This is a genomic window from Chamaesiphon sp. GL140_3_metabinner_50, from assembly GCF_025361915.1.
Taxonomy (GTDB): domain Bacteria; phylum Cyanobacteriota; class Cyanobacteriia; order Cyanobacteriales; family Chamaesiphonaceae; genus Chamaesiphon.
This window is the reverse complement of the sequence record NZ_JANYJC010000078.1, coordinates 1-12,936: the sequence shown is the minus strand read 5'-3', so window position 1 is coordinate 12,936 and position 12,936 is coordinate 1. Positions and strand designations below refer to the sequence as shown.

The following is a 12,936-nucleotide window of genomic DNA, read 5'->3' as shown; positions in this document are numbered from 1 at the left end:
ACTAACATGGCAACGTACCTGGCGAGTTCTCCGGCTTGCCAATCGAGGAGTAGTGGTAAATATGGGTAACGAGCATCGAGGCGGATAAACCACAGCCGGACTTCGGGAATTTCGGAAAGTTCGCGCGGATCTTGAGGATCTCGGTTGTAATCGATCGTGAGTTGGAGATCGAGGTTAAATTGCTTAGGATCGGTAAGTAACCACCGATCGATCGGTGCGACGATCGCGGATAAATCTAAATTCAGCAGTGCGCGATCGCTAATTGTCAACGTCGTCATTCTCTAAAATCGGCGTGAATTTGACAAATGGTAGATAATTTACGATCGCTACTACCCGTAGTTTGGAAAGATCGTTAATGATGTTAAGCTTTTGAAACTAACCACTGGTTCATATTTTAGCAAAGATTTCTGCATCATTGACTCCACCAGCTTTTAGCTTACAGCTATACAATCGCACATCTTCGTCCGATCGAGAACTTTCAGCAAAGATTTACAGTCGGTAAAAAGTCGGAAAATATCCGCCAAGCCTGTGAATTTGAGTGGACATTGATTAAGATAATATTAGTAAAATCGAAATGTCTGCAAATTAGTGTTATGGATATTGCTAATCTGTGAATGTGTAATTTTCGATACCTCGATTCTGGGTATGTAAATAGTAAGTATTATTTTAGTCTCGATCGGGTAGTATATAGACTTTAAACTATAAAAAATCTAATTTCACGATACATTTAAGAACCTAATATTTATTTGAAGAGGAGATAATGCAAAACAGCACCCAGAATGAAATCGGTACTCGGTTAAATGCGCTGTGGAGTAAGTTGAAAGGCAACCAGACAGCCAGCCAGCCAACAGCTATGGGCGATAGATCGGCATCTCATCAAAACGAGACTGAGGGCGATCCGCATAGGGATAGCGATCCGCCAGCGGTGGGGGCGATCGATCGCCACACTAAAATTTCGGCGATCGCCAAGTTTATCGATGGTGAGATGTTTAACGAAGCAATCGCACCGATTAGCAAGCTAAATATACCGACGGTAACAGTCGATCCGTGGTCGGCATTTTGGGCGGTACTGGCGGCAATGGTGGGCGGTACTGGCATTACTAGCTACTTGTTGCTAATTGCCGTACCGCCAACGCCAAGTTGTCAGGGCACATTGCCAATTTCGACCGATGGCGAACGCTTGTATTGCGCGCAAGTGGGAGCCGATACTAAAGAAGTTCCTAAACTTCGCAGTGCGGTCGATTTAGTCAAGGGGTGGACGGATCGGCACCCACTGTATCGCGAATCTCAACGGATGCTCAAACGCTGGTCGGAAGATTTGATGCGAATCAGCCGCAAGCAAGTTAATGAAGGGAAGATCGATCGGGCGATCGCGACGCTAAAAATCGTGCCAACGACTAGTCCTGTATACGATTTGGCTCAGGAGTCGATCGGCAAATTAACGATTCAAGATCGCGATAGTGCCAAAATTGATAGTAAATTCGAGCAATCGATGAAAAGCGGCGAATGGAATCAATCGTTTGCAATTTTGCAGTCGGTTCAGAAAATGCGCGGTACCTATTGGAATGGCTTTAAGTACGACAAAATGGCTGCCAAACTCGCCCAAGAACGCAATGGGTGGGATAAACTCCAAGAAGCTAAAGACGCACTCGAAACTAAAGATAGCGATGATTATAATACTCGCGCCAAGCGGATTGCAGCGGCAGTTAAAGCCGCCGGGAAAAAAGAAAAAGTCGTCGAAATACCATTACCAAACGAGCCAGAACCGATCGTCAATGCCATGAAACTGGCAAACCAAATCGATTCGTCTACCTATGTGTACCATGAGGGTCAAATCCTGCGGAGTAAGTGGAGCAAACATTTAGTCAACTTGAGCATCAACTCTTATAAAGCGCAGAACTTTAACGAAGCGATCGCCCTCGTTCAAAAAGTGCCCCAGGACACGTCAATTTATGGCGAAGCACAAGATTGGGTCAAGCTCAATCAGGCACACGTCTGGGCGGGCAAGAAGCACATGCTGGCGATGATGGATGCGATCTCCCAAGTCAAGAAAATTCCTAAAACTAGCCCGATTTATACCCTCGCGCGGACGCAACGATCGAACTGGGAATCGCGGCTCAAACAGGAAACCCAACTCCAGTGGGCGAGATCGATCGCCAGCTTCCAGCAACCAAGTACGCTGGCACTAGCGATCGCCACTGCCAAACAAGTTCCCGCTCAAAGTGAAGTCGGTCAAACCGTCCAGTCAGAAATCGCCGATTGGAGTCGCCAGATCGAAACCATCGATAATCGCGTTATCTTAGCTAAAGCCAAGCAACTTGTAAGCAAGAGCGAATCTCTCGCCAATCTCAAAGCCGCCGTACGCCTAGCTAAAAACATCACTCCAGATCGACCCCTGGGCGAAGAAATTACTGGCTATGTCGCCGCCTGGAACGAGAAAATTCAGACGATCGAAGATCGCCCGATTCTTGCCAGCGCGATGGCTTTAGCTAGTCAAGGCAATCTTACCCAAGCAGTCACAATGGCAAATCGAATTACCCCCGGTCGATCGCTCTATCAAGACGCTCAATCGCAAGTCCGGTACTGGAACATCGAACTCCAAGAAATAGCCGATCGACGTACCCTAGAACGTGCTATTACTATTTATCGCCAGGGCAAAATCTCCACCGCGATCGATCTAGCCGCTACCATCGGACGGCGCAGTTCGATTTATAGCGATGCACGCTCTTATATGTCTAATTGGCGATTGCTCCTGGTACCTCGATCGGCTAGTAATTAGAAAATTGGTAAATTGCCGCTGGCTTCATGAAAAACATTCAAATTTCGTTGTGGGACGAAAACCGGGGGGAAATCTCGCAGCAGTGGCAATTTATTCCGCCAGCACCGATTCGGATCGGTCGATCGCCAGGTAACGAGATTGTCATCGATCGACCTTCAATTTCGCGGCTTCATGCCACAATCTCATTTAGAAGCTTGCGCCAAGGCGGCGGCTACTGGGAAATTACCAATCAGGGTGCCAATGGTACCCTCGTTAACGACCTATCGATCGATAAACTATTATTGACCAACGGCGATCGGATTCAAATCCCCAAAGCAGGCGCATTACTCACCATTCAACTAGATGTGGTGATGGTCATAAATGCGCCAACTATTGCCGAGATTCCGGTGATGTGCCAACACCTCGATAATCCTAGTAACACCCTGTTTTGTAAACACTGCGGCGAACCGATTAACGTCATCTACCAGATTCATCAGTATCAGATCCTTAAAACCCTCGGACAAGGGGGGATGGGTACAACTTATTTGGCTTGGGATAAGTCGAAAATGTTGGTACTCAAAGAAATGAACGCTGATATGGCGGCGATTCCGAAAGCGCAAGAATTATTCGAGCGCGAAGCCAAAATTCTCCAAAGTCTCCACCATTCCGGCATTCCCGAATATTTTGACTTCTTCATCGCCGACGGACGTAAATATCTGGCGATGGAACTAATTCACGGTCAAGATTTGGACGTATATGTAATGGAACGGGGGAAAGTATCGCTAGCGCAAGCGATCGACTGGATGATGCAATTGTGCGAGATTTTGGGCTACATCCACCAACAACAGCCACCACTGATCCATCGCGACATCAAACCCGCAAATATCCTGGTACGTGCGATCGATAAGCGCATCTTTTTACTCGATTTTGGTGCAGTTAAAGAAATCGGCACCCTCGGCGGCACAAAAATCGGCGCGCCAGACTATATGGCACCAGAACAAAATAGCGGTCAACCCTGCACCCAGTCAGATTTATACGCGATCGGCCCGACATTGATTTTTCTACTCACCGGACGCAATCCCGCCGATTCGATCGAATGGCAACCAGATGGTTACCGTTTTAACGTCTCCTCATTACCAGGCGTAACGCCCCAACTCCAAGCCCTCATCGATAAAGTCACCCAAACGCGATCGCGCGATCGTTATCCCACCGCCGCAGATTTAGCCCAAGCGTTACAGGATCTGCGATCGGTGTAGGATCTCGCGATCGATCTATTGTAGATTTGTAGGTTGGGTAGAGTGAAGCGAAACCCAACACCACCATTGAATGCTCTAAGATATTCTCGATCGCGCAGCGTGACCACAATCGCCTGTCGAGACAACGTAATTGCCGCTATCTTTAAATCTTGAACCAACCCGTAGTTTCTGACCATTCGGTTCCCAGCAATTACGATCCTGGCGATCGATATTCGATCGAGGTTATGTACTAAAAATCCCGATCGTTATCAAGAAAGATTGTCGAAGCTGAAACTGGTAAAATTTGGCTAGAGTTCGAGCTGGAGCGGAAGACGACTTTTTACTTCACTCTGGCTAACAAATCTTAGTTATCTCTATCTCTGAATTATCGATATGCAATTGAAACCTTGGCAGTGGGTCATTCTAGGATCGCCGATCGCGAGTGTGGTTATTTTCTTGCTTGTTGCTGCTGGAGTTAAAATTCATGAGTGGGGCATTAACTGGATTTGGGGCGTATTTACCCTTCTATTGCTGGGTTGGCGGTGGTTGTTGGTACGGTGGAGTAAATCGAGTATCGATCGCGGTGCGGATGTTATTGCCGCAGCGAGTCGGGAATTAGCAGCAATTACCGCCAATGCTGCGCCACTGGCTGGAGATACAGCAGATCGAGTTACTACCATCCTGCAACAGGTTATTGCCGATTCGCAGCAAGATCGACCGATTTGGGAAGATTGGACGACATTTTGGCAGCGATGTCAAGAATTAATTGTCGCCATTGCCAAGATTTATCATCCTGAAGTTAAGTATCCGCTGTTAAATATTTATGTGACTCAGGCATATGGGTTGATGCGGGGTACTACCGATGATATGGATGCCTGGATGCAAAAACTCGCGCCAGCACTCGATCGCGTCACGATCGCCCAGACGTATGAAGCCTACGAGACATATCAAAAATTAGCACCATCCGCTCAAAAACTGCTCAAGGTGTGGAACTGGGCGCAATGGGTACTCAATCCCGTCGCCGCGATCGCCAAGCGTGCCACCAAGGAATCTTCTAGCCTTGCCGATCGACAGTTGTTGGTCAATTTGGGTCAACTGACTCGCGAAGCTGCCTTAACGAACCTCTGTCGTCAGGCTGTGGCTCTATATAGTGGCAAGCTCCAGCCGTTACCATCGCCCGTGATTCAGAGTTCGGCTGTGGCAACTACCCAAACGCTGCGAGATATTTTAGTTAGTGCCGAACCACCAGAGCAAATCGCCCAAAAACCGATCGATCTTCTACTCGTCGGGCGGACGGGGGCGGGTAAAAGCAGTCTGATTAATACCTTATTTCAGTCAGAACTCGCTCTAGTCGATGTTTTGCCCAGTACTGACAAAATTCAAAATTATCAGTGGCAAACAGCCAGCGGCGAAAGCCTGACGCTGTGGGATAGCCCTGGTTACGAGCAAGCCAGCCGAGCGGATTTACGATCGCAGGTACTTAATTATGCGGCAACTACCGATTTACTGTTATTAGTTACCCCCGCGCTCGATCCGGCGTTGCAGATGGATCTGGACTTTTTACAGGAGTTGAAGAGCGTCAATGCCGATTTACCGATCGTGGTAATTGTAACTCAAGTCGATCGCGTGCGACCGCTGCGGGAGTGGGAGCCACCTTATGATTGGCAATGGGGCACTCGCCCTAAGGAAGTTGCCATCCGTGAGGCTACCGCCTACCGGAGTGAGTTTTTGGGTGAATACTGCGATTTAGTGTTACCGCTAGTCAATGCCGATGCCAGCCTGGGGCGGTTGGCTTGGGGTCTCGATACATTATCATTAGCTCTGCTCGATAAAATCGAACCGAGCAAACAAATCCGACTGGCACGGTTTTTAAGCAACCTCGACGCGCGGATTGTCGCGGCGGCAGGTATTATCGATCGCTATAGCATTCAGATGACCACAACTCAGGGACTCACCCAACTGCTCAAAAGTCCCGTATTAGAGTTTATCTCTACCCTCACCACCGGATCGCCAGCACTGGCGCAATTGCTGGTCGCCCAGATTCCCATCGAGCAGTTACCTGTAGTCATCGGTAAATTGCAAATGGCGTACGACTTGCACTCACTATTAAATACCAGCCAGTCAAGATCGATAAACTTCGATCTGCTGGCACTATGGCCGTTATTACTAGATAGCTCCGCCGCACCCAACAAAAATGCCTATGCTTTCGGTCATGCGCTGCTAGAATACTGGACGCAATCGCTGACAGCCCAGCAATTGCGATCGCGATTTGACTACTATCTAAAATCAAATATCTAGGTCTAACTATTGCTGCAACTGGGTTTGAGTAGGTAGTCGAGATCGATTTTAATTTAATTTTGCTAAGTTTCGGGAAAGCCAGATGAGGGATATGTAGTTATAGATACGAACGCAACAGACACAAACTACACCGACAGTTAAAACCGGAAAAACTCAGATTAAAGTTGAAATTAAATCTCGAACTTTTCCGAAATTAACCCTCCAAGATTTGTAGTCTCAAGCATCAGTAAATCGCTAACTCACCCACTCATTTAGGAATCGCTATCATGAACTTCAAATCTATCCTCGTTGTCGGTTTAGGCGTAGCTACTATCGGTTTTTCACTTCCCGCTCATGCTGATACTGCAACTGTCGGCGTTATCCGTCAAACTTCGGTGGTAACTGGTGTTGCTAACGATACCGTCCAAGGTAGTTACACTAACATCAACAACAGCAAATTCGGTCGCACTGGTGCGGGTGATACTGGTACTTCGATCTCTGTAGACCAAGCTACTGACGTTCAAGGTAAATTCAACCGGACTGGTCAAATTAGCGAAACCAATGTTGATAATTCCCAGCGTAATACTGCTAGCCCTCGCTTCAAACGCAACTAAATCTTACTGGTGCGGTTGTGATTCAAGTCTCAAACAACCGCGACTGCACTTAATTTCTCAATTTTAGATACTTACTCACTCACTTATCGGCATTTTAATCATGAACGTTAAATCTCTTTTGGTTATCGGTTTAGGTTTGGCTACTGTTGGTTTTTCGCTTCCCGCTCATGCCGATACTGCAACAGTTGTTAAAACCATTCAAACTTCGGTGGTGACTGGTGTAGGTAACGATACCTTACAAGGTAGTTCCACTAACATCGATAACAGCAAATTCGGTCGCACTGGTACTAGTAATACTGGTACTTCGATCGTCACCGACCAAGCCACTGATGTCCAAGGTCGCGATAACCGGACTATTCAAATCGGCGAAACCAATGTCGATAACTCCGAACGTGGTCGCTTCAGACGCTAAATCTTACTGGTAGCGAGATTTAATTTTTCAACTCGCTGCTGAGTAATTTAGGATTGTTACTTAGATTCGCTCTCTTACTGCATATAGTAAGGGGGCGAATTAGCTATGGTGGCAAATGTTTTATTCGGCGATTATTGAAGTTCTGGCGATCGGAATCGGTGGATGGTTGCCAAATCGTTATATATTAGTTGACACTCCTCGGCGTAAATGCGGGAAGATTCTTGGCTTAACAGAACCACCAAGATCGGATTTTAGCTTAAATTATTGTGGTGATTTCTTACATCTATGAATAGATGGCAGCATGTTAGCTTAGTTTCAGTTGCGTTGCTCTTGGTAACCAGTTGTCAAAGTAGTAATAATTCGCCCACGGCTACCGCCAGTGGTGATGACGGGACGATTACTGTCGGGACGACGCAACAACCGCGTACTCTCGATCCTGCGGATGCGTATGAATTGAGATCGATCGCGTTGATTCGGAATTTGAGCGACAGGTTATATACTTACGATCCTGGTAGCACCGAAATTAAACCGCAGTTAGCCACCGCATTACCCCAAGTTAGTGCCGATAGTTTGAGTTATACGATTCCCATTCGTCAGGGGGTGGTATTTCACGATGGTACGACATTTGATGCCGCTGCGATGGCGTTCTCCTTACAACGCTTCATTCAAAATAAGGGCAAACCCTCATTTCTATTATCCGAACGGGTAGAGTCGGTGAAAGCAACGTCCGCATACGAGCTGACGATTAAGCTTAAAAAACCATTTGCAGCATTCCCATCAATGTTAGCCTTCCCCGGTACTTGTGCAGTGTCGCCTAAGGCGTACGAGATTGCCGAAGGTAAATTTAAAGCAACTAGTTTTGTCGGTACAGGGCCGTACGTACTTAAAGAATATGGTACCGATCGGGTAAAATTGGTAGCATTCGATCGGTATTGGGGTGCCAAACCGCTCAATCGCAGCGTGAATATCCAAATTTTCTCGAATAACTCCGCCAACCTCTATAATTCATTCCGAACTGGCGCGGTAGATGTCGCCTTTCAATCTTTGGAGCCAGATCAGGTAAAAAGCCTTGAAGAAGGAGCTAAAGCCGGAAACTGGCAATCGATCGCGATCGATGGTAGCGTAACTAGTTATCTAATCCTCAATGTCCTCCAAAAGCCCCTCGATAACCCTCTAGTCCGTCAAGCACTCGCGGCGTTAGTCGATCGACCCACCATCAACGAACGCATCTTATACGGGCAGGGCAAGCCCTTATACAGCATCGTGCCCAGTACCTTTAGCGTCTCTCAACCTGGGTTTAAAAATGCCTACGGAGATGGCAATATTGCCAAAGCCAAACAACTCCTCACTCAAGCCGGATTTTCGCCCCAGAACCCCGCAAAAATTCAAATCTGGTACCCCTCCGGCTCCACACCGCGCCGTCTGACTGCGGGCTTTCTACGTGCCTATGCTCGGCAAAAATTGGGCGGGATGCTCGAACTCGAACCCAATACGATCGAATCGGCATCTTTCTTTAAATATGCCAGCAAAAATATCTATCCCGCCACCCTGCAAGACTGGTATCCCGACTTTCTCGATCCCGATAACTTCGTGCAACCCTTCCTCGAATGTCCGAAAGGTACGGCGGCTACAGGCTGTAAAGCAGGCGGCTCTCAAACGCAAGGATCGTTCTATTATAGCGATCGAATGAACCAACTCATTGCCGCCCAAGGCAAAGAATCAGATCCTGCTAAACGCCAACAAATCTACGCCGATATTCAAAACCAACTCATTCAAGATGTCCCGCTCATTCCCCTCTGGCAAACTAAAGATTTTGTCTTCGCTAAAAAAGGCATGAGCGGCATCAATATCGATCCGCTTCAGAATTTGTTGTATTCGGGAATGAAGAAGTAGGGGATAGGGAATAGGCGATAGGAAATAGATTAATATTTCAATCTATTAATAAAAAGTACAAATTTTTATTCAGTAATACATTTTTATCCATTCTAATAATTATCTAAACCCATAACCCCTAACCTCTAACCTCTATCCTCTAACCCCTATCCCATATCCCCTATCCCCTAGATCATGTCACGATCGAAAAACCTCCAATACTACCTAACCGCCCGATTATTGCTGGCTCCACTGATGTTGTGGACGATCTTTACGATCGTCTTCTTTCTGCTCAAAGCCACACCTGGAGATCCGGCAGATGCTTTTTTAGGTAACCGCGCCTCAGATGAAAGTAAGGCTGAATTGCGAAAACAATTAGGGTTGGACAAACCACTTTATTTTCAATATTTTCGATACTTATGGCACGCACTCCAAGGCGATTTAGGAAAATCGATTACGAGTTCTGGTGAAGCCGTTGTTAAAATCATTCACGATAATTTCCCCGCCACTTTAGAACTCGCAGTTGGCAGTATGTTAGTGGCTTTTATCGTCGGGGTTTCTGTAGGAACGATTTCTGCCGCTCGTCCCGGCACATTTACCGAACTTGGGGGCAGATTATTTGGGATAGTTAGTTATTCTTTACCGATTTTTTGGGTGGGGATGCTATTGCAATTAATTTTCGCCGTCCAGTTAAAGATCTTCCCCCTCGGTGGGAGATTCCCGGCTAATTTAACCCCACCCAAACCGATTACCGGATTATACACGATCGATAGTTTATTACACTTCGACTTAGCCAGCTTTTTTGTCTCGCTCCATCATTTAGCATTACCATGTTTGACGCTGGGAATCTTATTAAGCGGCATTTTTGAACGCATCGTGCGCGTCAATCTCAAGCAAAGTATGAAAGCTGAATATGTTGAAGCTGCTAGAGCTAGAGGTATTCCCGAAAATACCATTCTCATTTCCCACGCACTCAAAAATGTGATGATTCCGGTAGTTACCGTCTTGGGTTTGACTACTGCATCCCTGCTGGGTGGTGCCGTACTGACTGAGGTAACGTTTTCTTGGCCGGGATTAGCAAGTAAACTCTACGAAGCCATCTCCAATCGCGATTATCCCACAGTCCAGGGCATCATGATCTTTTTCGCCGCGATCGTAGTGATTGCCAGTATTTTCATCGATCTCATCAACGCCTGGATCGATCCGCGCATTAAATATTAGGCTTTAGGCTTTAGGCTTTAGTTGTTGGAAATGGGTTTCAGGTTTTAAGCATTCCTTACTTCTTCTTACTTCTTACTCCTTAGTCCTTACTACTTACTTCTTACTCCCTAGTTCCCTCGATCTTGGCTAATTGCTGCGGTGCGGCAATTTCGGTAAATAATGTGCGTGCATAAAGGTTCCAGTCTGTCTGATTGAGATCGAGATCTCCCGCTTGCTGCGATGTCAATTCGGCTTGATAATAGGCTTCGGCGAGATCGCATTTAGCACCGAGTTTATCGAGAATTTCAATCGCCTGGAGATGTGTAGAGCGTGCGATATCTAAGCGTCCCTGTAGTCGATAGAGTTGCGCCAAGCTGGTGAGGGTTCTACCTTGGGTTTGCAGGTAGTTTCCAGTTAGACAGAAGGTGAGGGTTTGCTGATAAACCAGTTCCGCGCGATCGAAATCGCCTAAATTAGTATAAGTTTGCCCGATCTTTTGCAGAAAATAAGCACTGCTTCCCGTCCATTTTTGGTGGAAATTGAGGGTTTCAATTTGGGCGAGTAGTTGTCTGGAATAGTCGAAATTATTGAGGTAAGATTGAACTAATGCTTGGCAGACGATCGCTTTTTGCGCCCATCGATCGCGCATAGTATTACTTGCCATATTAATTACTCGATCGAATATCTCACTCGCCTCATTAAGCTCCCACAAATCGATATGATATAACCCGACGCTTAATAATGAATCAATCTGTAAAATATGCAAGCAGTGAGTCGGATGAGATCGATCGGCTGGGTCGATCCGAGCTAAACTTATAGACGTATAATCGATCGCCTGTTGCTGAATCTCGATCGCCTCGCGGACTCGTCCGACAATCCAATACAAATCGCCGAGAATGTTTGCGAGTTCAGCAGATTGACGATCGCCATGTAGAGCGGATATTATTTGAGTAATTGCAGTTAAAACAGGCTGAATTGCACCCATACGATACAAGTTACTTGCTAATGGCAAAAACTGTCCCCACTGATTATCGCGTGGCTGTAATAACACTCGTGCTGCTTGATAAAAATCATCAATTTCTAAATAGTGATAGTATGCCTCTAATGCGGTCATTGCCGTAGTAATATCTGTAATTCTCGTGACAGCCTCTGTCCAATAATTAGCCGCAGCCTGATGAGTTTTTAGCCAATCGTCAGTATGCTGCAATCTGGCGATCGCTTCAGCTCTAATAGCTGGGTGCAGCCAATAGCGACCGGAACTAAATTCAATTAACGAGCGATTTTTAAGTGAATTAACAACGATCGATCTCCGCTCTGGTTCGATATCCCATAATAGGCATAATAGGGCATCAATATTCACTCGGCTCAAATCTTGATAGCGATAACATCCCGCCCGACAGAGTAATTGATATGCACAGTTGTCTAACGATTGCAAGCGATCGAGTTGATTGCTTATTAATTGTTTTAATCCAGTTTCAATCGATATATTTTCTCGATCTGTTGCTAAATAAGTCTGAATGTCGCTTTCAAAATCAGTATGAATATTACCAGCAATAATTTCCATCGCTTTGGCATTACCGCCATATTGATGATGTAAAGGCTCTATCTCACCAACCGTCGTCGCAATCTGACGATAATTAAAATAAATTTGCCAGCTATTGACATCCAAGCCAGACAGCCGATAATGAATTAAATTGAGATCGATTTCGCACAATCGATCGCGACTGGTAATTAAAGTAACTCCCGGTAACTGGCGATCGGTCAATACGCGCAGTAGCTCTACATAATTACGTTGAGAAGCAACAATTTTACCTTCACCATCTAGTGCTGGTTCTAAATTATCGATTAAAATTCCCACTTTGCGCGTACTTAATTGCCGCTTCAATCTCAGTAAAGCTACCCCAAAATCTCGCCCCGGATCTGTTTTTAAATCTTGCCCCAACCACTCCTCTACCACGATCTCCGCTGGCGTAATTTGAGCCGTCTCTTTTGCCATCGACAACTCTAAAATTAGATCGCAGCCACAGGTTTTTAAATACTCCTGTGCCAGCAACGTTTTCCCGACACCACCTTCCCCCTGAATCACAATTGTGCGCTGCCCCTGCTGGATAAATTCATCCAATTTAGCAATCGCCCCTTCCCGACCGATAAACCGAAAAGTGCGTTCTTGGGGTTTCCCCAAGTAAAGCACCTTTTCATGGTAATTAACAATCGACTGTGGTTGCCCGATCGACTCCATCGCCTGACGACGATGTAAAATCGACTTGAGGTTATTTTTAGTTACCCGCTCCCCCAACAGTTGCGATAATAATTGCCACAACGCCGCCGCAATATCTTTAACATGCCCTTCCGTGCAATGATATTCTGTGGCAATCTCGATATACTTTTGCCCTATTAATACCCGATCGATAATCAACACCTGAAGATCGTTAAGGTGCCTACCTGTCTGCATGGCAAGTAATCGATCGATCCAAGTTATGGCAATGTTAGCATTCATCGGGAGATGGGGGAGCGGGGAGTAAGGAGTAAGGAGTAAGGAGTAAGGAGCTAGACTTCGTTTTGAGATCC

At 46.2% G+C, this 12,936-nt stretch carries 9 protein-coding genes; 7 read left to right on the top strand and 2 right to left on the bottom strand.

The features are described from left to right. Positions 1 to 278, bottom strand: a 278-nt coding sequence (locus tag Q0R35_RS03920; protein WP_295614674.1) for a chlororespiratory reduction 6 domain-containing protein, incomplete at its 3' end; no start/stop codon positions are given. 482 nt (positions 279 to 760) lie between these two features. Between Q0R35_RS03920 and Q0R35_RS03915 the strand changes: the two genes are divergently transcribed. The 7 genes from Q0R35_RS03915 to Q0R35_RS03885 all read left to right on the top strand — a co-directional run bounded on the left by Q0R35_RS03915 (position 761) and on the right by Q0R35_RS03885 (position 10,389). Continuing rightward, a complete protein-coding gene (locus tag Q0R35_RS03915) occupies positions 761 to 2,779 on the top strand; it encodes a hypothetical protein (protein ID WP_295614672.1) in 2,019 nt (672 codons plus the stop codon). Between the two features lie 26 nt (positions 2,780 to 2,805). Beyond that, a complete protein-coding gene (locus Q0R35_RS03910) occupies positions 2,806 to 4,014 on the top strand; it encodes a protein kinase (protein ID WP_295614670.1) in 1,209 nt (402 codons plus the stop codon). A 372-nt stretch (positions 4,015 to 4,386) separates the two neighbouring features. After that, positions 4,387 to 6,291, top strand: a complete 1,905-nt coding sequence (locus Q0R35_RS03905) for a GTPase (protein WP_295614668.1) — start codon at positions 4,387 to 4,389, stop codon at positions 6,289 to 6,291. A gap of 266 nt (positions 6,292 to 6,557) precedes the next feature. Then, positions 6,558 to 6,884 (top strand): hypothetical protein, encoded by a 327-nt coding sequence (locus tag Q0R35_RS03900; protein WP_295614666.1) that lies wholly within the window; start codon positions 6,558 to 6,560, stop codon positions 6,882 to 6,884. 100 nt (positions 6,885 to 6,984) lie between these two features. Continuing rightward, a complete protein-coding gene (locus tag Q0R35_RS03895) occupies positions 6,985 to 7,296 on the top strand; it encodes a hypothetical protein (protein WP_295614664.1) in 312 nt (103 codons plus the stop codon). A 285-nt stretch (positions 7,297 to 7,581) separates the two neighbouring features. Further along, positions 7,582 to 9,189, top strand: coding sequence for an ABC transporter substrate-binding protein (locus tag Q0R35_RS03890; RefSeq protein ID WP_295614662.1), 1,608 nt, complete (start codon positions 7,582 to 7,584; stop codon positions 9,187 to 9,189). A gap of 174 nt (positions 9,190 to 9,363) precedes the next feature. Beyond that, positions 9,364 to 10,389 (top strand): ABC transporter permease, encoded by a 1,026-nt coding sequence (locus Q0R35_RS03885; RefSeq protein WP_295614659.1) that lies wholly within the window; start codon positions 9,364 to 9,366, stop codon positions 10,387 to 10,389. A 100-nt stretch (positions 10,390 to 10,489) separates the two neighbouring features. Here Q0R35_RS03885 and Q0R35_RS03880 read toward each other — a convergent pair whose 3' ends face one another. After that, the gene (locus Q0R35_RS03880; protein WP_295614657.1) at positions 10,490 to 12,865 is read right to left on the bottom strand and encodes an NB-ARC domain-containing protein; all 2,376 of its coding nucleotides are present in this window, start codon (positions 12,863 to 12,865) and stop codon (positions 10,490 to 10,492) included. Positions 12,866 to 12,936: the final 71 nt, after the last annotated feature.

Bases quoted from the DNA above. Each gene is read 5' to 3' on its own strand.
- Q0R35_RS03915 (WP_295614672.1), top strand. From the start codon at position 761: ATGCAAAACAGCACCCAGAATGAAATCGGTACTCGGTTAAATGCGCTG.
- Q0R35_RS03910 (WP_295614670.1), top strand. From the start codon at position 2,806: ATGAAAAACATTCAAATTTCGTTGTGGGACGAAAACCGGGGGGAAATC.
- Q0R35_RS03905 (WP_295614668.1), top strand. From the start codon at position 4,387: ATGCAATTGAAACCTTGGCAGTGGGTCATTCTAGGATCGCCGATCGCG.
- Q0R35_RS03900 (WP_295614666.1), top strand. From the start codon at position 6,558: ATGAACTTCAAATCTATCCTCGTTGTCGGTTTAGGCGTAGCTACTATC.
- Q0R35_RS03895 (WP_295614664.1), top strand. From the start codon at position 6,985: ATGAACGTTAAATCTCTTTTGGTTATCGGTTTAGGTTTGGCTACTGTT.
- Q0R35_RS03890 (WP_295614662.1), top strand. From the start codon at position 7,582: ATGAATAGATGGCAGCATGTTAGCTTAGTTTCAGTTGCGTTGCTCTTG.
- Q0R35_RS03885 (WP_295614659.1), top strand. From the start codon at position 9,364: ATGTCACGATCGAAAAACCTCCAATACTACCTAACCGCCCGATTATTG.
- Q0R35_RS03880 (WP_295614657.1), bottom strand. From the start codon at position 12,865: ATGAATGCTAACATTGCCATAACTTGGATCGATCGATTACTTGCCATG.